General features: G+C 57.5%; 21 protein-coding genes. 19 read left to right on the top strand and 2 right to left on the bottom strand.

What is annotated here, in order from left to right:
• Positions 1-37 precede the first annotated feature (37 nt).
• The 11 genes from ACO1VH_RS07665 (at position 38) to ACO1VH_RS07715 (ending at position 11,588) form a co-directional block, all read left to right on the top strand.
• On the top strand, positions 38-1,123 hold the full coding sequence (locus ACO1VH_RS07665) for a glycosyltransferase family 4 protein (protein WP_486243912.1): 1,086 nt from the start codon (positions 38-40) through the stop codon (positions 1,121-1,123).
• Between the two features lie 44 nt (positions 1,124-1,167).
• The gene (locus ACO1VH_RS07670) at positions 1,168-2,385 is read left to right on the top strand and encodes an oligosaccharide flippase family protein (protein ID WP_486243913.1); all 1,218 of its coding nucleotides are present in this window, start codon (positions 1,168-1,170) and stop codon (positions 2,383-2,385) included.
• Positions 2,385-3,512: a glycosyltransferase gene (locus tag ACO1VH_RS07675; RefSeq protein ID WP_486243914.1), complete on the top strand. Its 1,128-nt coding sequence runs from the start codon at positions 2,385-2,387 to the stop codon at positions 3,510-3,512. The genes ACO1VH_RS07670 and ACO1VH_RS07675 overlap by 1 nt, the downstream gene beginning before the upstream one ends.
• Positions 3,509-4,468, top strand: a complete 960-nt coding sequence (locus tag ACO1VH_RS07680; RefSeq protein WP_486243915.1) for a UDP-glucose 4-epimerase family protein — start codon at positions 3,509-3,511, stop codon at positions 4,466-4,468. The genes ACO1VH_RS07675 and ACO1VH_RS07680 overlap by 4 nt, the downstream gene beginning before the upstream one ends.
• An 8-nt stretch (positions 4,469-4,476) precedes the next feature.
• Positions 4,477-5,037, top strand: coding sequence for a sugar transferase (locus tag ACO1VH_RS07685; RefSeq protein WP_486243916.1), 561 nt, complete (start codon positions 4,477-4,479; stop codon positions 5,035-5,037).
• Between the two features lie 10 nt (positions 5,038-5,047).
• Positions 5,048-7,012: a polysaccharide biosynthesis protein gene (locus tag ACO1VH_RS07690; RefSeq protein WP_486243917.1), complete on the top strand. Its 1,965-nt coding sequence runs from the start codon at positions 5,048-5,050 to the stop codon at positions 7,010-7,012.
• A 45-nt stretch (positions 7,013-7,057) separates the two neighbouring features.
• Positions 7,058-8,158: a dTDP-glucose 4,6-dehydratase gene (gene rfbB / locus ACO1VH_RS07695; protein WP_486243918.1), complete on the top strand. Its 1,101-nt coding sequence runs from the start codon at positions 7,058-7,060 to the stop codon at positions 8,156-8,158.
• The gene (gene rfbA / locus ACO1VH_RS07700) at positions 8,155-9,057 is read left to right on the top strand and encodes a glucose-1-phosphate thymidylyltransferase RfbA (protein WP_486243919.1); all 903 of its coding nucleotides are present in this window, start codon (positions 8,155-8,157) and stop codon (positions 9,055-9,057) included. The genes rfbB and rfbA overlap by 4 nt, the downstream gene beginning before the upstream one ends.
• Before the next feature lies 1 nt (position 9,058).
• On the top strand, positions 9,059-9,604 hold the full coding sequence (gene rfbC, locus ACO1VH_RS07705; protein WP_486243920.1) for a dTDP-4-dehydrorhamnose 3,5-epimerase: 546 nt from the start codon (positions 9,059-9,061) through the stop codon (positions 9,602-9,604).
• Entirely contained in the window at positions 9,601-10,494 is an 894-nt protein-coding gene (gene rfbD / locus ACO1VH_RS07710; RefSeq protein WP_486243921.1) for a dTDP-4-dehydrorhamnose reductase, read from the top strand. The genes rfbC and rfbD overlap by 4 nt, the downstream gene beginning before the upstream one ends.
• A gap of 137 nt (positions 10,495-10,631) precedes the next feature.
• Positions 10,632-11,588: a patatin-like phospholipase family protein gene (locus ACO1VH_RS07715; RefSeq protein ID WP_486244230.1), complete on the top strand. Its 957-nt coding sequence runs from the start codon at positions 10,632-10,634 to the stop codon at positions 11,586-11,588.
• A 25-nt stretch (positions 11,589-11,613) separates the two neighbouring features.
• Here ACO1VH_RS07715 and ACO1VH_RS07720 read toward each other — a convergent pair whose 3' ends face one another.
• Complete coding sequence (locus ACO1VH_RS07720) at positions 11,614-12,174, bottom strand: C40 family peptidase (RefSeq protein ID WP_486243922.1); 561 nt, start codon at positions 12,172-12,174, stop codon at positions 11,614-11,616.
• Between the two features lie 108 nt (positions 12,175-12,282).
• Here ACO1VH_RS07720 and ACO1VH_RS07725 point away from each other — a divergent pair, with 108 nt between their 5' ends.
• The 6 genes from ACO1VH_RS07725 to ACO1VH_RS07750 all read left to right on the top strand — a co-directional run bounded on the left by ACO1VH_RS07725 (position 12,283) and on the right by ACO1VH_RS07750 (position 19,560).
• A complete protein-coding gene (locus tag ACO1VH_RS07725) occupies positions 12,283-13,449 on the top strand; it encodes a response regulator (protein ID WP_486243923.1) in 1,167 nt (388 codons plus the stop codon).
• A 48-nt stretch (positions 13,450-13,497) separates the two neighbouring features.
• Complete coding sequence (locus ACO1VH_RS07730) at positions 13,498-13,905, top strand: GlcG/HbpS family heme-binding protein (RefSeq protein WP_486243924.1); 408 nt, start codon at positions 13,498-13,500, stop codon at positions 13,903-13,905.
• 262 nt (positions 13,906-14,167) lie between these two features.
• Positions 14,168-15,322 (top strand): glutamine-hydrolyzing carbamoyl-phosphate synthase small subunit, encoded by a 1,155-nt coding sequence (gene carA / locus ACO1VH_RS07735; RefSeq protein WP_486243925.1) that lies wholly within the window; start codon positions 14,168-14,170, stop codon positions 15,320-15,322.
• The gene (carB, locus tag ACO1VH_RS07740; protein ID WP_486243926.1) at positions 15,315-18,545 is read left to right on the top strand and encodes a carbamoyl-phosphate synthase large subunit; all 3,231 of its coding nucleotides are present in this window, start codon (positions 15,315-15,317) and stop codon (positions 18,543-18,545) included. Before carA ends, carB begins: the two co-directional genes overlap by 8 nt.
• Positions 18,546-18,643: 98 nt before the next feature.
• Positions 18,644-19,117: a transcription elongation factor GreA gene (gene greA, locus ACO1VH_RS07745; protein WP_486243927.1), complete on the top strand. Its 474-nt coding sequence runs from the start codon at positions 18,644-18,646 to the stop codon at positions 19,115-19,117.
• A 2-nt stretch (positions 19,118-19,119) separates the two neighbouring features.
• The gene (locus tag ACO1VH_RS07750; protein WP_486243928.1) at positions 19,120-19,560 is read left to right on the top strand and encodes a DUF4149 domain-containing protein; all 441 of its coding nucleotides are present in this window, start codon (positions 19,120-19,122) and stop codon (positions 19,558-19,560) included.
• Positions 19,561-19,578: 18 nt separating this feature from the next.
• Here the strand turns inward: ACO1VH_RS07750 and ACO1VH_RS07755 are convergent, their stop codons facing one another.
• Positions 19,579-20,049: a YhbY family RNA-binding protein gene (locus tag ACO1VH_RS07755; RefSeq protein WP_486243929.1), complete on the bottom strand. Its 471-nt coding sequence runs from the start codon at positions 20,047-20,049 to the stop codon at positions 19,579-19,581.
• A gap of 80 nt (positions 20,050-20,129) precedes the next feature.
• Here ACO1VH_RS07755 and ACO1VH_RS07760 point away from each other — a divergent pair, with 80 nt between their 5' ends.
• Both ACO1VH_RS07760 and ftsH read left to right on the top strand, forming a co-directional pair.
• On the top strand, positions 20,130-20,774 hold the full coding sequence (locus ACO1VH_RS07760) for an RlmE family RNA methyltransferase (RefSeq protein WP_486243930.1): 645 nt from the start codon (positions 20,130-20,132) through the stop codon (positions 20,772-20,774).
• 124 nt (positions 20,775-20,898) lie between these two features.
• Positions 20,899-22,782, top strand: a complete 1,884-nt coding sequence (gene ftsH / locus ACO1VH_RS07765) for an ATP-dependent zinc metalloprotease FtsH (protein ID WP_188420510.1) — start codon at positions 20,899-20,901, stop codon at positions 22,780-22,782.
• Positions 22,783-22,836: the final 54 nt, after the last annotated feature.

Raw genomic sequence — 22,836 nt, forward strand, 5'->3', positions numbered from 1 at the left:
CGTAACCGTGCTTGCCCGATGCTTGGCATCGAATGGTGTGGATGGCATTGGTAATTACACACGTGAGCTGCTGAAAAGATTGGCCGTTAAGGACGATATTGATCTTGTTCCTGTTTCGTACGGACATCCGGTTGCACAATTTCCCGATATTCCTTCCAATACATTGGAGTTCGGTGGATTTGCCAGTTCGGTTGCTTTCTCTGTTCTTTCTGGAATGTCGTTTCCGGGCACTAGTGAGGTGAAGAAGAAAGTAGATTTGGTTCACGCAACGGATCACTTGATTCCTCATCATGGAAAGATTCCGGTTGTTGCCACCCTTATGGATGCAATCCCTCTGGCGCATCCTGAATGGGTAACGATCAAGTCTCGCAAGATAAAGAATGCGGTGTGGAAACGTACAACCCGTTGGGCATCGCATATCATCACCATCTCCGAATATTCGAAACGCGAGATCGAACAATATTTCGGAATCGAATCCGAAAGAATTAGTGTGACTCCACTTGGGGTTGATGAAAGGTGGTTTCGTCCTGTTCCTGCAGAATTGATGGATGCAACGATGCAGCGGTATGGCTTGCCACAAAATTATTTTTTATTTGTCGGCACCTTGCAGCCACGAAAAAATATTGCGCGCGTAATTGAAGCATATCGTTCTCTGCCACAAGGAGTTCGCAACGAAGTGCCATTGGTAATTGTTGGTAGGGGAGGGTGGCAATGCGAAGATATTGTGGAGGCGTTGAATGCCAATTCATATGGCCCCACTCTCGTATGGCTCAAGCATTTGCCGGATGCTGATTTGCTGGCTGTGCTAAAAGGGGCGACTGCCCTTGTGTTCCCTTCGTTGTATGAAGGATTCGGCCTGCCTGTCATCGAGTCTTTTGCGGCAGGGACGCCTGTGATTACATCAAACAGTACTTCTTTGCCCGAAGTTGCGGGTGACGCGGCGTTATTGGTTAATCCATTCGATACGCAAGAGATCGCTGCCGCAATGCAGTTGATGCTGGAAAATAACGATATTGCAGAATCTTTTAGTCTAAAAGGGCGTGAGCGAGCCTTGACATATTCCTGGAGCCGGACAGTCGATATGACCCTGGATGTCTATAAGAAGACAATCGCAGCGACTTAACCTGAGTTGTAAATCTACGGTTTCATGGTGATACATACTTCCTCATGCTCATCCGCTTTTTAAGTGCGCAATGGTTCGCAGTAAGTTTTGTGGGGGCGATTTCCCTCATGGTCAGCATCCTTACTGCTCGCACTCTGGGCCCGGATTTGTTTGGCGTATATTCCATCGCCCTGTCGGGTGGTGCTATCGCAGCCATCTTGCTGGACGGTGGCTTCGGACGTTTGCTGCAGCGTGAACGTGCGCATCCCACTGACACATTGCTCCACTTTCTTCCGGTATTACCGCAAGCAGCATTGGGACACGTGATCGTTGCCGCAGGTGTCCTGTCTCTGTTTGCTGTGTTCCTCTTTACCAAGCATGCACCGACGACGGTTGCTGCGATCTGGTTTTATGCCGCATCGGTGATAACCCAGTTTGGGCTGTCCATTCTGCGTGGCGAGGGGCGCATGGTGAAGGATGCTTCCTGGCAGGTTGGTAGTCGGACGTTTACAGCCGTGTGTGTGGGTATCGTTATCATGTTGGGGGCGGGGCAACCTTGGCAGATATTCTTTGCCCAGTTCATTGGCGCTGCCGCCTTTGCTTTCCTGGTCATGCGTTTTTTGCGCATGAGACCGCTATGGAAAATCCCTCCTGCCGTTTATGCAGCCACGTTGCCGTTTGTATGGCTTGATCTGGCAACTGCCCTATATTTTCGGGCGGACATGCTCTTGCTGGAGTGGCTTGATGTTCCCAAGTTCGAAGTTGGCAAGTATGGCGTTGCCTATCGGCTGATTGAGGCGGTCATTTTGTTTGCGTCTCCCGTAGGTTTGATCCTGTTTCGCAAATTCCGGCTTGGCAGTGGATCGCCCGGCAAGATGTTGAAGGAAATGATACCGGCGTTGATTGGGGCGCAATTGATTGGCCTTGCATTGATGGTTGGCATCATGCTTTTCAGTGAGCAGTTGATCAATTTGGTATATGGAGCTGCGTATGCCGGCGCTCATAACCTTTTGGCAGCACTAGGTGTTTCCCTTCTTTTCATTCTTCCAAACGGCGTATTGAATCAGGCAGCCCTGGCGTTAGGACTGGAGAGATGGTTTGCCATTTCGGCGACGATTGCTGCCGTTGTCAATGTGACGGGGAATATATGGCTGATTCCGACACACGGTCCATTAGGCGCGGCCTGGATGACCGTGGTGACCGAGGCAGTACTCGGATGCGCCGTGGGTATAGGGGTCTGGCATCGCTGTCGACGTAGCAAGTTGCAAGGAGAGGCGATGTGATGAATCCGGCTGTACTGCATGTGTACCGAACCTATTTTCCGGATCCGCCGGGAGGATTGCAGGAAGCTATCCGGCAGATTGCATTGGCGAGCGGTATGTATGGCATCGACAACACGATCTTCACGCTGTCTCCACAACCGGAGCCAGCGGTATTGCAGCGCCCGGAAGCACACGTGGTGCGTCGGCGCTCGTGGCTGGCGCCGGCTTCCTGTGATCTTGGTGGGATCGCTGCTTTTTCCGAATTTTCCCGGTTGGCGAAGAAATCGGACGTGCTGCATTATCTCTTTCCATGGCCGTTTGCCGACGTCCTGCATGCTGCGGTACGACCGGATCGTCCTGCGGTAATGACCTACATATCGGATGTTGTGCGCCAGCGTTTTCTGGGAACAGTTTATGCACCGTTGATGTGGCGGACCTTGCGCCAGATGCGCGTGATCGTCGCCAATGCACCGGCCTATGCTCGCACCAGCCCGATTCTTTCGCATCCGGAAATACGGGAAAAGGTCAGGATCATTCCGCTGGGGATTGAGGAGTCCTCGTATCTGAAGGAGGGCGATGAGACGATTTTGAGCCGTCTTGGCCTGGAAAGGGAGGAACCGTACTTCCTGTTCATTGGGGTCCTTCGCTATTACAAGGGCGCGCATTTTCTCGTGCAGGCGGCGAGACAGGTGGGTGCCAAGGTCGTCTTTGCCGGTTCGGGGCCGGAAGGGGAGCGTCTTCACGCACTGGCAGACGAGACGGGAGCCGACAACGTGATTTTCGCCGGTCAGGTCAGCGATGCCGAGAAGGTGGCGCTGCTTCAGCACTGCCGGGCGTTGGTGTTGCCGTCGCACCTTCGATCGGAAGCGTATGGCATGGTGCTGGTCGAGGCGGCGATGTTCGGACGTCCGCTGATTTCCTGCGAGATCGGGACCGGCACATCGTTCGTGAATAGTCATGAGGAGACTGGATTCGTTGTGAAGCCGGAATCTCCCGACGAGCTGGCTCGTGCCATGTCTGTGTTGTTGACAAATGCATCGCTTGCCGATGGCATGGGGGCGTCGGCCAGGCAGCGTTATGAGCGGCTCTTTTCCGGGCCGGCGCTTGGCAAGGCATATGCCGATCTGTTCCGTGAGCTGGCATCATGAACCAGTTCAACACGATGGGTAGAGTCCTGGTAACGGGCGCAAACGGTTTTGTCGGCAATGCGTTGTGCGAGATGTTGCGAATGCGCAGCATCGCCTTCGTGCCAGCTGTCCGTCGTGCGACCGCGGAAGGGCAGATCGAAGTGGGAGATCTGGATGCATATACGCGGTGGGATGAGGCTTTGCCCGGCTGCGATACGGTGATCCACCTCGCAGCTCGTGTCCACATGATGCGGGAAAGTGCGACTGATTCTTTGACGGAGTATCTCCGCGTAAATCGCGATGCGACACTGAACCTGGCGAGGCAGGCGGTACAGGCAGGTATCCGGCGCTTCGTGTTCGTCAGCAGCATCAAGGTGAACGGAGAGCATACTGTACCCGGCAGGCCGTTTTCCGCCTTTGATGCGCCGAATCCGCAAGATCCTTATGCAAAGTCCAAGCTGGAGGCTGAGGTGGGATTGGCCGATCTGGCTCGGGAAACCGGTCTGGAGGTTGTGATTGTCCGCCCGCCGCTGGTATACGGGCCTGGCGTCGGTGCGAATTTCCAGCGCTTGATGAATCTTGTCCGGAAGGGCATGCCATTGCCGCTGGGGGCGGTATGCAATCGACGTAGCATGGTGGCGTGGGGAAATCTCGTCGACCTGCTTATTGTGTGCGCACGCCATCCAGCCGCTGCCGGACAGATTTTCCTCGTCTCGGACGATCAGGATGTCAGTACGCCGGAGCTCATTCGCATGTTGGCTGCTTCCATGGGACGACATGCCATGCTGGTGCCGGTGCCGGTGCGTCTGCTGGCCGGAGCCGCCGCTGTGCTGGGAAAAGGCGCGGCGGCGGAAAGGGTACTTGGCTCGCTGCAAGTGGAAATTTCCCATACCAGGGAAAAGCTGGAGTGGACGCCTTGCATCGCTATGCATGATGCGATTGATGCTACTGTTGCGCATTTTTTATCGCATTCCTGATTCCCGGTATGAAGAGAACGTTCGATTTCTGTGTGGCCTTGCTGGCATTGATCACGCTGTTGGTACCGATCGCGCTGGTTGCCTTGGTGGTACGGTTGACTTCGAGGGGGCCGGTTATATATTGGTCGGACAGGGTCGGGCAGCACAATGCCATTTTCAGTATGCCGAAGTTCCGAACCATGCTGGTGGATACACCGGCGGTGGCAACGCATTTGTTGGCAGACCCCAAGCAATTCCTGACGCCTGTCGGCTCCTTTCTGCGCAGATCGAGTCTGGACGAATTGCCTCAACTCTGGAGCATTCTTGTGGGGGACATGAGTTTTGTTGGTCCGCGGCCGGCTTTGTTCAATCAGGATGATCTGATATCGTTACGAACAAGTTATGGTATTGATAACATTAAGCCGGGACTGACTGGTTGGGCGCAAATCAACGGTCGGGATGAACTGCCAATTCCGCAGAAAGTGCAGCTGGATGCTGAGTACATGGCGCGGCAGTCGTTTTGGTTCGATATAAAGATCATTCTGCTGACTTTCTGGAAGGTCTTCCGAAAAGACGGTATTACCCACTGAGAAAACCTAGATGAAATTCTTCCTCGACTTGCCGAGGTTTCAGAAGCAATTACTGGCAGCCGCCGTTGACCTTGTCATGCTGCCTCTGACCTTCTACATTTGCGTGTTGCTGCGCTATGACAGCAGCACGCCGCAATTGTTCGAGATGTATTTTTGGATGATCGTTGCGGCACCTTTGATTTCAATTCCGATTTTCATCCGACTTGGTCTTTATCGGGCGGTCATTCGATTCATCGATCAGAAGATCGTATATGTGGTCGTGTTGGGTGTCACACTATCAGTTGTCTGCTTGGCAGCACTAGGAACTTTTACGCATATGGCGCATTTGTCCCGCGGTGTGTTTGGCATTTACTGGGTTAGTGCAATTCTGTATGTGGTTGCCAGTCGTTTCCTGGCGCGCGGATACCTGCTTCGGATGGATCACGATGGCAATGCGATACGCGTGGCGATTTACGGAGCCGGCCACGCGGGTATGCAGCTGGCAAGCGCATTGCGTGCCGGGCATGATTATTTGCCGGTGGCCCTAGTCGATGACCGGAAGGAATTGCATGGCGCGACCATTGCTGGCGTGCAGGTATGGTCGCCTGCCGAGCTGCCGAGACTGGTAGAAAAAAGGCGGGTCAAGGAGATTCTGCTGGCAATGCCATCACTCAGCAAGGCTCAGCAGAAAGCTATTCTTGAGAAGTTGGAACCGCTGAAAGTCAAGATCAAGGTGACGCCGCCGATCGCCAGTTTGGTTAATGGCGAACTGCGTGTGCAGGATATTCGTGATATCGAGATTGAGGATTTGCTGGGCCGCGATGCGGTTACGCCTGACCCGCAATTGCTTTCTACCTGCATTGAGAACAAGACCGTGATGGTGACGGGCGCCGGCGGTTCCATTGGTTCGGAGCTATGTCGTCAGATCGTCCTGCTTTCGCCATCCCGGCTGATTCTGCTGGATATATCGGAATATGGCCTATATCAGATCGAGCAGGAGCTGCAAGGGATCCTGAAAAACAAAAATATCCCGCTTGAGGTGCTGCCTTTCCTCGGTTCCGTGCTGGATGGCGCCAAGTGCGAGCAGATTTTGCGCACCTTCGCGGTCGATACGATTTATCACGCAGCAGCTTACAAGCACGTGCCGCTGGTGGAACATAACCCGATCCAGGGGGTGCGCAACAATGCACTGGGGACGAAAGTACTAGCGCAGGCTGCGGTCGATGCGGGCGTCTCCTGCTTCGTGCTGATTTCGACTGACAAGGCTGTACGCCCGACGAATGTAATGGGGGCGACGAAGCGGCTTGCCGAATTGATTCTGCAAGCTTTTGCACGTACGCAGCAGACTACGCGATTCTGCATGGTGCGCTTTGGCAATGTGCTGGGTTCTTCCGGCTCCGTAGTGCCGCTGTTCCGCAAGCAGATCATGGCTGGCGGACCGGTTACGGTGACACATCCGGAGATCACGCGCTATTTCATGACGATTCCGGAAGCGGCGCAACTGGTGTTGCAGGCTGGATCGATGGGCGAGGGCGGCGATGTGTTCGTGCTGGATATGGGCGAGCCGGTGAAGATTCTCGATCTGGCAAAGAGAATGGTGCATCTGAGTGGGTTGGAAGTGCGTGGTGAGAGCGATGCGCCGGATGCGATCGAAATCGAGCATGTCGGCTTGCGTCCGGGCGAGAAGCTGTATGAGGAGCTGCTGATCGGTGCCAATGTCGAAGGCACGCAGCATGCGTTGATCATGCGTGCACAGGAAACCGAATTGCCGTGGGATGAGCTGAATACGATTCTGGCAAAGTTGGAAGATGCCTGCGAAGGCTTCGATTATCAGAAGATTCGTGAGTTGCTGCAGCAGGCAGTGGAGGAGTACGCGCCGCAATGCGAGATCGAGGATCTGCTCTGGCGCGAAAACAGGGATGCCGGCATGTACCAGAAGAAGCTGGAAAGCGGCAGGGAAGAACAAGTGCGATCGCACCTGAAACAGGTGATCTGAAGACGGCAATTTTCTGCCGTCGTGCATCTTTGAGGAATCATCCGGATGATTTTGGTAACGGGCGGAGCGGGTTTCATCGGCTCCAATTTTGTCTTGGACTGGCTTGCGCAGTGCGACGAGCCGGTGGTGAATCTCGACAAGCTGACTTATGCGGGCAACATGAGCAATCTGTGTTCGCTGCAGGACGATGCGCGGCATGTGTTCGTACATGGCGATATCGGCGATGCCGCGCTGGTGGCGTCGCTACTGGAAAAGCACCGTCCCCGCGCCATCGTGCACTTTGCGGCGGAAAGCCATGTCGATCGCTCCATCCATGGTCCGGCGGCCTTTGTCGAAACCAACATCAACGGCACGTTCACCTTGCTGCAGGCGGTATTGACATACTGGTCGGGGCTTGAAGCGGCCGAGAAAACGGCTTTCCGCTTCCTGCATGTTTCCACCGACGAAGTGTACGGCTCGCTTGGCAAGGACGATCCGCCGTTTTCCGAAACGACTGCCTATGCGCCGAACAGTCCGTATTCCGCTTCCAAGGCGGCATCCGATCATCTGGTGCGCTCCTATCACCATACCTACGGCTTGCCGACGCTGACGACCAATTGCTCCAATAACTACGGCCCTTATCATTTCCCGGAAAAGCTGATTCCGCTGATGATCGCCAATGCGCTGGCGGGCAAGTCGTTGCCGGTTTACGGCGATGGGCAACAGGTTCGCGACTGGCTCTACGTGGGCGACCATTGCGCGGCGATCCGCCGTGTGTTGGAGGCCGGCAAACCGGGCGAAACCTATAACGTTGGCGGTTGGAACGAGAAGGCCAATCTGGAAGTGGTACACGTGCTGTGCGACATCCTCGATGCATTGTCGCCGGCGGCACACGGCAACAGTTATCGTACGCTGATCGCGCATGTGACGGATCGTCCCGGCCATGATCGCCGCTATGCGATCGATGCGCGCAAGATCGAGCGTGAGCTCGGATGGAAGCCGGCGGAGACGTTCGAAACCGGCATCCGCAAGACCGTGCAGTGGTATCTCGACAATCAGGCATGGGTGCGCGACGTGCAATCCGGCGATTACATGCATTGGTTGGAACGGAATTACAACCAGAGAGACAGCCTGTCGGGCGCAGGCGAAACACAGAAGATAGCATGAGCCAGCCTTCCCAATCCGTTGCCCGCAAGGGCATCATCCTCGCCGGTGGTTCCGGCACGCGCCTGTATCCGGTGACGATTTCGATCTCGAAGCAGTTGCTGCCGGTTTACGACAAGCCGATGATCTACTACCCGCTGACCACGTTGATGCTGGCGGGGATACGCGACATCCTGCTGATTTCCACGCCGCAGGATACGCCGCGCTTTCGCGAACTGCTCGGCGACGGCAGCCAGTGGGGAATCAACCTGCGCTATGCGGTGCAGCCTTCGCCGGACGGCTTGGCGCAGGCTTTCATCATCGGGCGCGAATTCGTCGGCAACGATCCTTCCGCGCTGATCTTGGGTGACAACATCTATTACGGCCATGCGTTCGACCAGCAGTTGCATCAGGCGGCGCAATCGGCCGAGGGTTCCACGGTGTTTGCCTATCATGTGCTGGATCCGGAGCGATATGGCGTCGTGGAATTCGACGCCAATCAACGCGCGGTCAGCATCGAGGAAAAGCCAACGGTGCCGAAGTCCAACTATGCGGTGACGGGGCTGTATTTCTACGACAACCAGGTGTGCGACATCGCGGCGTCGATCAAGCCGTCGGCACGCGGCGAACTGGAGATTACCGACGTCAACCGGCATTATCTGGAGCGCGGACAGCTGAATGTGGAGGTCATGGGGCGTGGGATGGCGTGGCTGGATACCGGTACGCACGAGTCGCTAATGGAGGCGGGGCAGTTCATCGCGACCATCGAACATCGGCAAGGATTGAAGATCGCCTGTCCGGAAGAGATCGCGTTCCGCAAGGGTTACATCGATGCGGCCCAACTGGAAAAGCTGGCCGAGCCGCTGAAGAAGAATGGCTATGGCCGCTATCTGTTACGCATCCTGAAGGACAAGGTGTTTTGAGATGAATGTCATACGTACGGAAATTCCCGATGTGCTGGTGATCGAACCCAAGGTGTTCGGCGACGACCGGGGATTTTTCTTCGAGAGTTTCAACGAGGCGCGTTTTGCCGAAGCGGTTGGCAGGACGGTTGCCTTCGTGCAGGACAATCACTCTCGCTCGGCACGCGGCGTGCTGCGCGGCCTGCATTACCAGATCCGGCAGCCACAGGGGAAGCTGGTGCGCGTCGTGGCGGGCGAGGTTTTCGATGTCGCGGTCGATCTTCGCAAGGATTCGGTGACCTTCGGCCGCTGGGTCGGGATGACTCTGTCCGCCGAAAACAAGCGTCAGATGTGGATTCCAGAAGGCTTTGCGCACGGCTTCGCCGTGACAAGCGATACGGCCGAATTCCTGTACAAGACAACCGATTACTGGGCGCCAGAACATGAACGCTGCATCGCATGGGATGATCCCGCGGTCGGCGTCGCCTGGCCGATTGACGGTGCGCCGGTGCTGTCCGAGAAGGACAAGCGGGGCTTGTCGCTGGCTGATGCGGAGGTCTTCGCGTGAAGATTCTGCTTACCGGCAGGAGCGGGCAGGTCGGCTACGAACTGGAGCGTTCGCTGCAAGGGTTGGGCGAAGTCGTTGCGGTGGATCGGGCGCGCATGGACCTGGCCAATCTGGATCAGGTACGGGAAGTGATCCGTTCGGTCAGGCCGGGATTGATCGTCAATCCGGCTGCGTACACTGCTGTCGATCTGGCGGAAAGCGAACCGGAATTGGCGATGCGCGTCAATGCCGAAGCGCCGGCTGTCACGGCGGAAGAGGCGAAGAAGCTTGGCGCGGCATTGATTCATTATTCGACCGATTACGTTTTCGATGGCGCCAAGGCGAGTGCTTATGTCGAAGTCGATGCGCCGAATCCGCAGAACGTCTACGGCCGCAGCAAGCTGGCCGGCGAACAGGCGATTGCCGCAAGCGGCGTGCCGCATATTATTTTGCGCACCAGTTGGGTGTACGGCATGCGCGGACGGAATTTCCTGCGCACGGTGCAGCGTCTTGCGCAGGAGCGCGACGAGCTGCGCATCGTTGCCGATCAATTCGGTGCGCCGACCTGGTGCCGGACGATTGCGGAAACGACGGCACATATCGTCATGAAGCTGCAGTCCGTTTCGCAATCGGCCGGCAGCGCGGATATTGCGGCGGATGTCTGGCGCGAATATTCAGGGCTCTATCACCTGACGGCTCAGGGCAGGACCAGCTGGCACGGTTTTACGCAGGCGATCGTCGATCACGCCTCGACCGCAAGAAAACCTGTGGTGGTGCCGATTGCGACGCAGGATTATCCGTTGCCGGCGAGACGGCCGCAGAACTCCGTTTTGTCATCTGACAAGTTGATGCGTACCTTTTGCGGGCTTCCCGATTGGCAGGCGGCATTGCAGCTTTGCCTGGATGCATGAGATAAATCTGGGCGCCAATTTGGGTAGATCCGGCATCGATTCTTTCCCCCCGGGTTCTTTATCCATGCCGGATACCGCGGCAGCCCCGTCGCTGGAAAAAGTGTACCCTTCCGTTCTTTGTCCAGAATGACGCCATGATGTTGACAGCTTGTATCCATCGTATCGCCGCTGTTGCGCTCGTAATGACGCTGGCAGGTTGTTCCTTTCTTTCCCGGCCGCGGCCGGAATCTGCGCCCGAGTCGCCGGCGGCGCAACCTGAAGCCGTTGCCCCGGTAAAGCCGAAAATCGCCCTGGTGCTGGGCGGCGGCGCTGCACGCGGGTTTGCGCATATCGGCGTGATCAAGGTATTGGAATCGCAAGGCATCGTGCCGGACATGGTGGTCGGCACCAGCGCAGGCAGTGTGGTCGGTGCGCTTTATGCGGCTGGCAATAATGGCTTCGCATTGCAGAAGATGGCGATGCAGATGGACGAGGCGGCGATTTCCGACTGGTCCGTGCCGTTCTTTTCCACCTCCAGCGGCGTGCTGAAGGGCGACGCCTTGCAGAATTACGTCAACAGGGCGGTCGGCAACCTGCCGATCGAAAGGATGAAGATTTCGTTCGCCGCCGTCGCCACGGATCTCAACAGCGGCGAACCCATTCTGTTCCAGCGTGGCAATACCGGTATTGCCGTGCGCGCATCATCCGCCGTGCCGGGCGTGTTCCAGCCGGTGAAGATCGGCCGCCATCTGTATGTGGACGGCGGGCTAGCAGCGCCGGTCCCGGTACATTTCGCGCGCGACATGGGGGCGGATTTCATCATCGCAGTCAACATCTCGGTGCAGCCGGAAGTGCAGGCGGCTTCCAGTTCGTTCGACGTGCTGTTGCAGACGTTCGCCATCATGGGGCAAAGCATCAACCGTTTCGAGCTGCCGGGCGCGGATGTGGTCATTCAGCCAGCCTTGGGCAGCATGAAAGGCAACGACTTCACGGGACGCAATCGCGCGATTCTGGCGGGAGAGCAGGCAACGATGGCGGCGATGCCGGAAATCCGGCGCAAGCTGGACGCTATTCAGGTGAAACCGGCAATGGTGAAACAGACGGCGCTGCAATAAAAAACCGCACTTCGGTGCGGTTTTTTTATTTTATGGAAGCTTGCGACACCCCGGGGGCGCTGATGCGTCGCGCACCGTTGAAGCGTTTCTTCCAGTAGCCGACGTCCATGCTTTCGATGCGCACTTTGCCGCCAGTGGAAGGCGCGTGGATGAATTTGTGGTCGCCCAGATAGATGCCGACGTGGGAGAAGCGGCGCTTCAGCGTATTGTAGAAAACCAAGTCGCCGGGCTGCAGATCTGCTTTCTCGACGTGCTCGCCGGTCTGGCTCAATTCCTTGGCCGTTCTCGGCACATCCTTGCCCCATGCTTCCTTGAAGATCAGATGCACCAGGCCGCTGCAATCGAGTCCGGTTTCGGGCGTGTTGCCACCGTACTTGTAGTCGATGCCCAGCATTCCCATTGCGCGCATTGCCAGTTCGGAGGCGCGATCGGTCAGTTGGTGCAGGCGGGAGACGGGTTTGTCGGAAGGGGGAAATGCCAGGGAAATATCGCTACTCCATGCCGAGCCGGCCGCCGTCAGGGCAGCCGCAAACATCGCGGCGCGCGTCAGTCGACCGAGGCTGGGAGTGTGTTGAAAAATTGTCATCAAAGGTATTTCCCTGTATTGAGACCGAACGAATGTAAGGGAAACTCGAAGTGCTGTCAAAATTTATTCGCCGGCGGTATGCTTGGGTGATATTGAAAAGGTAACTGCATGCGCCCTGATTCATCCCGCGATCTTTCCCTGAAACCCCGTATTTTGATTGCCGACGATTCGCGTATCGTGCGTGCGGCGCTGATCAAGCAGATCGAAGGAATGTTCGAGTTTCGCGAGGCGCTGGACGGCGAGCAGGCCTGGGAAACGCTGCTGATCGATCCGAGCATCCGTGTCGTCATTTCGGATCTGACGATGCCGAAACTGGATGGCTATGGCCTGCTGCAGCGTATCCGTTCGTCGCGGATCGGCCGGATCCGGACTATGCCGGTGGTGGTGGTATCGGGAAGCGACGAACAGGCCGAGCGTGAGCGCGCCAAGGCGGCAGGCGCGACAGACCTGATCACGAAGGGCATCGGCACGGCGCAACTGCTGTCGCAACTCGAAATCCTGTCCAAGCTGGTTAGCACGCAGAGTGAATTCGAGCGAGGCCTGGAAGCGCTGATGCAGCACGATGCAGAACGTATCGTGTTGCCGACGCCGCAGGCATGGGAAGAGCAGGCCGAAGGAATGCGCGCCAGCGCAGTGCGGCAGAACCGGAATTTCGTGATCCTGAATGCCTGCATCGGTGTACGGCAGAGCGATGGCAACATACCGGTTGTGCCACCGACCGATATCGTCGAAGCAGTCGGGCAATTACTGCATCGCACGGTGCGGCAGACCGATTGCGTGGCGCGTACCGGTGATATCGCATTCACGATCGCTACCGGCAGCATTCATTTCGATTCGGCGCGGAATTTCGCCGAACGCGTATGTCGCGCAATTGTCCACGCCGATCTGGGCAATACCGGTGGGGCAGCGTTGATCGCAAGCTGCGGTGTCGTCTCGATTACCGAATACCCGCACGAGAAAATGATGACGGATGGTTCGCTGGCCGACATGCGCGACGTGGCGAATCGCCGCGCCTTGCTCGGCTTGCAGAACGGTATCACCGGCGTGATCGGCTCGCAGGAAGAAATGCTGCTGAGTCAGGGCCAGCGGCCGCCGGATTTGCTGCCGGATGCGCGGCAGTCGGTCGATGTGGCGGCGGAACTGTCCATCGATCTGGCGACGCTGTTGCGCTGGATCAAGGAAGGCAGGGAGGCACAAGTGCTGGCGCACATCGACAAGGTGTCGGCCGAACTGCAGCCGCTGGTCGATCTTCTACTGAAGCAGCAGCGTTCCTGAGTCGGAATCGCTGTCGTACAATGCGATCTTCATTTGATAGGAGGCACCATGCAAACCAAACAGATACTGACGCTCGAAGACGTGAAGAAAATTGCGGCAGCAGCGGAGACCGAAGCGAACTTGCACAAATGGTGCGTCACGATCGCCATCGTGGATGACGGCGGCCATATGCTGTGGCTGCAGCGCATGGACGGCGCCGCGCCGATTTCGTCGCATATCGCACCGGCCAAGGCAAAGACTGCCGCGCTGGGCCGCCGCGAATCGAAGGTCTATGAAGACATCATCAACAACGGCCGTTTCTCGTTCATCACGGCGCCGGAACTCGAAGGCATGCTGGAAGGCGGCGTGCCGATCATCATCAACGGCCAGTGCCTGGGCGCGGTCGGCGTGTCGGGCGTGAAATCGATCGAAGACGTGCAGATTGCCAAGGCCGGTATCGTCGCGATCGGCGGCTGACGCAGGCCGTTATTCGACGCCTTTCCAGACGCTCTCGCGGCACCGTTTCAAGTTGCCAGACGAGGGCGTCTTGCGCTATAATTCGGCGGTTTAGCTAATTTTCTTCCGCCGTAGCGCATACCCACTTCCCATCGTCTCAACAGGACCTGTACGACGCCTTTGCGAGCCCTCCGGCTCGGGCGCAACGCGCGCAAAGTACGCGGGTGTTTCGACGGTCGTTCTGGCGCAGCGCAGCGGCGGTAACTACATCAGGAGTTACCCCTTGCCGCCATTCTTTTCCGACCAAACGGTCCCCGCCATCCTGGCACTGGCAGACGGGTCGATTTTCAAAGGTTTTTCGATTGGCGCTTCCGGCCATACCATCGGCGAAGTCGTCTTTAACACGTCGATGACCGGTTATCAGGAAATCCTCACCGACCCCAGCTACAACAGTCAAATCGTCACCCTGACCTATCCGCATATCGGCAATACCGGCGTCAATGCCGAAGACGTCGAATCGAAAAGGATTCACGCTGCCGGTCTGATCATCAAGGATCTGCCGATCCTGACCTCGAATTTCCGTTCCACGCAGACGCTGTCCGATTACCTGAAGTCCGAAAACGTCGTCGGCATTGCCGGCATCGATACGCGCAAACTGACGCGCATCCTGCGCGAGAAGGGCGCACAGAACGGTGCGATTCTGGCGGGTGCCGATGCCACGCCGGAAAAGGCGCTGGAACTTGCGAAATCGTTCGGCGGGCTGGCCGGCCTCGATCTGGCGAAGGTCGTGTCGGTGAAGGAACCCTACGTCTGGACGCAAACCGAATGGCAACTCGGTCAGGGCTATGGCGAGCAGACTGCGCCGAAATACCATGTGGTCGCCTTCGATTACGGCGTCAAGTTCAACATCCTGCGCATGCTGGCGCAGCGTGGCTGCAAGGTTACCGTGCTGTCGGCACAGGCTTCTGCTGCCGACGCGCTGGCGCTGAATCCGGATGGCATCTTCCTGTCCAATGGGCCTGGCGATCCGGAGCCGTGTGATTACGCGATCGCGGCGACGAAGGAACTGATCGAGCGCGGCATTCCGACCTTCGGCATCTGCCTTGGTCACCAGATCATGGCGCTGGCTTCCGGCGCAAAAACACTCAAGATGAAATTCGGTCACCACGGTGCCAACCACCCGGTGCAGGATCTCGACAGCAAGCAGGTGTTGATCACGTCGCAGAACCACGGCTTCGCCGTCGATGCTGCCACGCTGCCAGCCAGCTGCCGCGTTACGCACGTGTCGCTGTTCGACGGTTCGCTGCAGGGTTTCGAGCGTACCGATAAACCGGCATTCTGCTTCCAGGGGCATCCGGAAGCATCGCCCGGCCCGCATGACATCGCCCCCTTGTTTGATCGCTTTGTGGCGATGATGGAGAAAAATAAAAATGCCTAAACGCAGCGACATTAAAAGCATCCTGATCATCGGCGCCGGTCCGATCGTGATCGGCCAAGCGTGCGAATTCGACTATTCCGGTGCACAAGCCTGCAAGGCATTGCGCGAGGAAGGCTACAAAGTCATTCTGGTCAACAGCAATCCGGCCACGATCATGACCGATCCGGAAATGGCCGACGTTACCTACATCGAGCCGATCACCTGGCAGGCAGTCGAACGCATCATCGACAAGGAACGCCCCGATGCGATCCTGCCGACGATGGGCGGTCAGACCGCGCTGAACTGCGCGCTCGATCTGTGGCGCAACGGCGTGCTCGACAAATACAAGTGCGAACTGATCGGCGCATCGCCGGAAGCCATCGACAAGGCGGAAGACCGTTCCAAGTTCAAGCAGGCGATGACCAAGATCGGCCTCGGTTCGGCACGTTCCGGCGTGTCGCACACGATGGAAGAATCGTGGGAAGTGCAGAAGGAAATCGGCTTCCCGGTCATCATTCGTCCATCGTTCACGATGGGCGGCACAGGCGGCGGCATCGCCTACAACGCGGAAGAATTCGAAGCGATCTGCAAGCGCGGCCTGGAAGCCTCGCCGACGTCCGAACTGCTGATCGAGGAATCGCTGATCGGCTGGAAGGAATTCGAGATGGAAGTCGTGCGCGACCGCGCCGACAACTGCATCATCGTCTGCTCGATCGAGAACCTCGATCCGATGGGCGTGCACACCGGCGACTCGATCACCGTCGCGCCGGCACAGACGCTGACGGACAAGGAATACCAGATCATGCGTAATGCATCGATCGCGGTGCTGCGCGAGATCGGCGTCGATACCGGCGGCTCGAACGTGCAGTTTTCGATCAATCCGAAGGACGGTCGCATGATCGTCATCGAGATGAACCCGCGCGTGTCGCGTTCGTCTGCGCTGGCATCGAAGGCGACCGGTTTCCCGATCGCGAAGATCGCGGCCAAGCTGGCAGTCGGCTTCACGCTGGACGAATTGCGCAACGAGATCACTGGCGGCGCGACACCGGCGTCGTTCGAGCCGAGCATCGACTATGTCGTGACGAAGATCCCGCGCTTCGCGTTCGAGAAATTCCCGCAGGCAGACAGCCATCTGACCACGCAGATGAAATCTGTAGGCGAGGTGATGGCGATCGGCCGTACCTTCCAGGAATCGTTCCAGAAAGCGCTGCGCGGTCTGGAAGTCGGCGTCGACGGCATGAACGAAAAGACCACCGACCGTGAAACCATCGAGGAAGAACTGGGCGAACCAGGACCGGAGCGCATCTGGTACGTCGGCGATGCCTTCGCGCAGGGTTTTACGCTGGAGGAAGTGTACGGACTGACCCATATCGATCCGTGGTTCCTCGCACAGATCAAGGAAATCGTCGATATCGAACTGTGGCTGGAAACGCAATCGTTATCCGCACTCGATCGCGATACGCTGTTCCGCCTGAAGCAGAAAGGCTTTGCCGATCGTCGTCTGGCCAAGCTGTTGAAGACGACCGACAAGGAAGTGCGCGAAAAACGCCGTGCGCTGAACATCCGTCCGGTCTACAAACGCGTCGATACCTGTGCCGGCGAGTTTGCGACGAACACCGCCTACATGTATTCGACCTACGACGAAGAGTGCGAATCGAATCCGACCGGCAAGAAGAAGATCATGGTGCTGGGCGGCGGTCCGAACCGTATCGGCCAGGGCATCGAATTCGACTATTGCTGCGTGCATGCTGCGCTGGCGATGCGCGAAGACGGCTATGAAACCATCATGGTCAACTGCAACCCGGAAACGGTTTCGACCGACTACGACACGTCGGATCGTCTGTATTTCGAGCCGCTGACGCTGGAAGACGTACTGGAAATCGTCGACAAGGAAAAACCGCACGGCGTGATCGTGCAGTACGGCGGCCAGACGCCGCTGAAACTGGCGCTGGATCTGGAAGCCAATGGCGTGCCTATCGTCGGTACTTCGCCGGACATGATCGACGCTGCGGAAGACCGCGAGCGTTTCCAGAAGATGCTGCATGAACTGAAGCTGCGTCAGCCACCGAATCGTACTGCGCGTACGGAAGAGGATGCATTGGCGCTGGCGCAGGAAATCGGTTATCCGCTGGTGGTCCGTCCTTCTTACGTGCTGGGCGGCCGTGCGATGGAAATCGTGCACGAGCAGCGCGATCTGGAACGCTATATGCGCGAAGCGGTGAAAGTTTCGAACGATTCGCCGGTGCTGCTGGATCGCTTCCTGAACGATGCGATCGAAGTGGACGTCGACTGCCTGTCCGACGGCAAGCGTACTTTCATTGGTGGTGTGATGGAACACATCGAACAGGCCGGCGTGCACTCTGGCGACTCGGCATGTTCGCTGCCGCCGTACTCGCTGTCGCAGGAAACGATCGCCGAACTGAAGCGTCAGACTTCGCTGATGGCGAAAGGCCTGAACGTGATTGGTCTGATGAACGTGCAGTTCGCGATCCAGCAGCAGGAAGTCGATGGCAAGGTGCAGGACATCGTCTACGTGCTGGAAGTCAATCCGCGCGCCTCGCGTACCGTGCCGTACGTTTCGAAGGCGACCGGTCTGCAACTGGCGAAGATCGCTGCACGCTGCATGGTGGGCCAGTCGCTGGACAGCCAGAAGATTACCGATGAAGTCGTGCCGGAATACTTCAGTGTCAAGGAAGCCGTGTTCCCGTTCGTGAAGTTCCCGGGCGTCGATACCATCCTCGGTCCGGAAATGAAATCGACCGGTGAAGTGATGGGCGTCGGCAAGACCTTCGGCGAAGCCTTCGTCAAGTCGCAGCTGGGCGCAAGCATCAAGCTGCCGCGCGAAGGCAAGGTGTTCCTCAGTGTGAAGAACAGCGACAAGCCGCGCGCCGTGCAGATTGCCAAGGATCTAGTCGACATCGGTTTCTCGGTCGTGGCGACCAAGGGTACGGCCGCCGAGATCGCAGCTGCAGGTGTCGAGGTGCAATCGGTCAACAAAGTGGCTGAAGGTCGTCCGCACATCGTCGACATGATCAAGAACAATGAAATTGCGTTGGTCATCAATACGGTCGAGGAAAAACGTAGCGCAATTGCCGATTCGCGTACGATCCGCACTTCGGCGCTGGCTGCTCGCGTGACGACATACACGACGATCGCCGGCGCGGAGGCCGCAGTGGAAGGCATGGCCCACTTGGACGAGTTGCACGTCTACGATTTACAAGGCCTGCATAAAACTTTACACTAGGCCCAAAGTCAAACCGTAACCACAGAGGTCACAGAGGGCATCGGATATCCCGATGTTATCTGCGGCCTCTGTGGTTTTCCACTTATGGATCGAAAATTATGAGCACTCCCATAACGTTGCACGGTGCGAATCTTCTGAAGGAAGAATTGCAGCGTCTGAAAACCAAGGATCGTCCGGCTGTCATCAACGCCATCTCGGAAGCGCGTGCGCAGGGCGACCTGTCGGAAAACGCCGAATACGATGCCGCCAAGGAACGCCAGAGCTTCATCGAAGGCCGCATCGCGGACATTGAAGGCAAGCTGGGTTCGTCGCAGATCATTGATCCGAAAACGCTGGAGGCCGATGGCCGTATCGTTTTCGCGTCGACGGTGGATCTTGAAGATTTGGAGTCGGGCGAGACGGTCACATATCAGATCGTCGGCATCGATGAGGCAGACCTGAAGGAAAACAAGGTATCTGTCACGTCGCCGATCGCGCGCGCGATGATCGGCAAGTACGAAGGCGATGTCGTGGCTGTCGAGGCGCCGGCCGGCTTGCGCGAATACGAAGTGCTGAAAGTACGTTATATCTGATCATGCTGACGCGTTGCCGCTTGCTGATTGCCGTACTTTGGGTCGGTGCATTGTGGACGGTGGGATTCATCGTCGCGCCGACATTGTTCGCGACATTGGCGGACAAGGCCTTGGCGGGAACGATCGCCGGCAGCCTGTTCCGCGTGACGGCATGGCTGTCGATCGTTTGTGCCGTATTGCTGCTGGTGTTGCGCAAGAACATGGACGCCGCGAATGCACGGAGTGCACTCTGGCTGATTCTCGGCATGGTGGCTTGCGTATTGATCGGCTATTTCGCCCTGCAGCCGCAGATGGCGGAACTGCGTCTGGTTCTGCATGTGACGGTGGACGCTGGACAGGTAGCCGAGGCGAAAAAGCAGTTCGGCATCCTGCATGGCGTTTCCACCGGTTTTTACATTGTGCAGAGCATCCTGGGAGCGTTGCTGGTCCTCAGAATGCGTTAATGCGCTGAGCCCGCCGGCTTAACTGCCGAGTGCCGATTTCTTCGTGCTTCTCTGGCGCGCCTTGGCGCGCTTGATGTTGCCGCCCTGGGTAACGCGCTCATTTCCCTTGACCATGACCTTGGTAACCGACGGACGCTTGGTGCCGCTCGCGCTGGCCTTGACGATGGTGACTTCGCGCAGGCCTTTGCCGCGTGAATCGCTACGTGTCTTGACGGCTTCTTTCTGCGGGCGATAGACGACGAGCAATTTACCGATGTGCTGGATCGGTGCGGCGCCGAGTTTGCTGCAGATGGTCTCGTAGACTGCCAGGCGCGCCTCGCGATCGTCGCCGAACACGCGAATCTTGATCAGTCCGTGGGAATCGAGACTGGTGTCGATTTCCTTGAGTACGCCGGGCGTCAGGCCGGCTTCCCCGATGATGACGACGGGGTTGAGCGGATGAGCCTGGGCGCGCAGGGCGCTGCGCTCGGCAGAAGTGATTTTCAACATGATGAACCGAATGAAGTGGTAGAGGGCGCGGGACGGCGGATTGCATCCTCGCCCAAGTAATAAACCGGTATTCTACGCGAATGGCAAAGAAGAAATTAAACAAAAGCTGGCTGCACGACCACATCAATGACCCGTACGTGAAACTGGCTCAGAAGGAAGGCTATCGCGCGCGCGCCGTCTACAAGCTGAAGGAAATCGACGAGGACGAAAAGCTGATTAAGCCCGGGCAGATCATCGTCGATCTGGGCTGTACGCCGGGAAGCTGGTCGCAGTACGCGCGCAACAAGCTGGCCGGTGCGGCTGGCGGCGGCATCAACGGCACGATCATCGGGCTGGACATGCTGCCGATGGAGCCGATCGCCGATGTGCATTTCATTCTCGGCGACTTTCGCGAACAGGATGTCCTGGAGCAGCTGGAAGAGGTGTTGCAAGGCCAGAAAGTTGATCTGGTGCTATCGGATATGGCGCCCAATTTGTCCGGCATTGCCGTAGCTGATGCGGCCCGCGTGCAGGATATTATCGATCTGGCGGTGGATTTCGCGCAGCATCACATGAAGCCGTCCGGCTCGCTGCTGGTTAAGTGTTTCAACGGCTCCGGATACAATTATCTGGTGGAAAAATTCCGTCAGGAATTCAAAACCGTCACGCAGAAAAAGCCCAAAGCCAGCCGCGACAAGTCGTCGGAAGTGTTTTTGCTCGGGAAAACGCTGAAAAATCCGCTTTGACAACATTTGCAGCCTTGTTTCAGGGTGAATTGTCCCCATACCGGATACTGCACGTCCCGGTGTTTACGAGTAGAATCGATCTACATTTCCAAGTAAAAGGCGCGTCTGGCGTCGAGGAGTCCTAGTGAACAACATGTTTTCCAAGGCCGCCATCTGGGTGGTCATCGGCATGGTCCTTTTCACGGTGTTCAAGCAGTTCGACGGCCGTACGGCAGCCGGCGCAGCGACACCGATTCCGTATTCCGATTTCCTCGATGAAGTCAAAGCCAAGCGCATTCGCGAAGCCACGATCGAAGACCGCGTCATCGTCGCGACTACGACCGACGGCAAGAAGATCAAGTCTGCCATCACCTATCTGGATCGCGGCCTGATCGGCGACCTGATCAACAACGGCGTCAAGTTCGACGTCAAGCAGCCGGAAGAACAATCCTTCCTGTCGCAGATATTCATTTCCTGGTTCCCGATGCTGTTACTGATCGGCGTCTGGGTTTTCTTCATGCGACAGATGCAGGGCGGTGGCAAGGGCGGGGCGTTCTCGTTCGGCAAGTCCAAGGCGCGCATGCTGGATGAAACGCAGAATGCCGTGACCTTCGCTGACGTCGCCGGCTGCGACGAAGCCAAGGAAGAAGTCGGCGAGCTGGTTGAATTCCTGCGCGATCCGTCGCGCTTCCAGAAGCTGGGTGGCCGTATTCCGCGCGGCGTGCTGATGGTTGGCCCTCCGGGTACCGGTAAAACCTTGCTGGCGCGTGCGATCGCAGGCGAAGCCAAGGTACCTTTCTTCACGATCTCGGGTTCGGATTTCGTCGAGATGTTCGTCGGCGTTGGCGCATCCCGCGTGCGTGACATGTTCGAGAATGCGAAGAAGCATTCGCCTTGCATCATCTTCATCGACGAGATCGATGCGGTCGGCCGTCATCGCGGTGCCGGTATGGGCGGTGGTAACGACGAGCGTGAGCAGACCCTGAACCAGATGCTGGTCGAGATGGACGGTTTCGAGCCGAATTCCGGTGTCATCGTGATCGCCGCAACCAACCGTGCCGACGTGCTGGACAAGGCGCTGCTGCGTCCGGGCCGTTTCGACCGTCAGGTCATCGTCGGCCTGCCGGACATCCGTGGCCGCGAGCAAATCTTGAATGTTCACATGCGCAAGGTGCCGATTGCGTCCGACGTGCAGGCTGGCATTCTGGCACGCGGCACGCCGGGCTTCTCTGGTGCCGATCTGGCCAACCTCGTCAACGAGGCTGCATTGTTCGCCGCACGTCGCAACAAGCGTCTGGTCGAGATGCAGGACTTCGAAGATGCCAAGGACAAGATCATCATGGGTCCGGAGCGCAAGTCCGCTGTCATGCGCGAAGAAGAGCGCCGCAACACCGCGTACCATGAATCGGGCCACGCGGTTGTCGCCAAGCTGCTACCGAAGGCCGATCCTGTGCACAAGGTCACGATCATGCCGCGCGGCTTTGCGCTGGGCCTGACCTGGCAATTGCCGGAGCATGATCGCGTAAACATGTACAAGGACAAGATGCTGGAAGAAATCTCCATCCTGTTCGGCGGCCGTATTGCCGAGGAGATCTTCATGCACCAGATGTCCACCGGCGCATCGAACGACTTCGAGCGTGCAACGAAACTGGCACGCGCAATGGTGACTCGTTACGGCATGTCGGAGACCTTGGGCACAATGGTCTACGAAGATACGGAGCAGGATGCCTACTTCGGCCGCATGTCGTCGAAGACGGTATCGGAAGCAACCCAGCAGAAGGTAGACCAGGAAATCCGTACCATCCTGGATACGCAATACACGCTGGCGCGCAAACTGCTGGAAGACAATCGCGACAAGGTCGAAGTAATGGCCAAGGCGCTGCTCGACTGGGAAACCATCGATTCCGACCAGATCAACGACATCATGGAAGGCCGCGATCCGCGTCCGCCGAAAGCCGGTCAGCCGACCAAGAACACGACGCCGGACAATCCGTCCGATGGTGTGGAGCCGGCGACGGCACCTGCCTGATTGGCTGATCCGATGGCGTTTGTCGTGAAGCATTGCTGAGCGGCATCCAAATAC

The sequence above is a fragment of the Oxalicibacterium sp. genome (assembly GCF_057353965.1).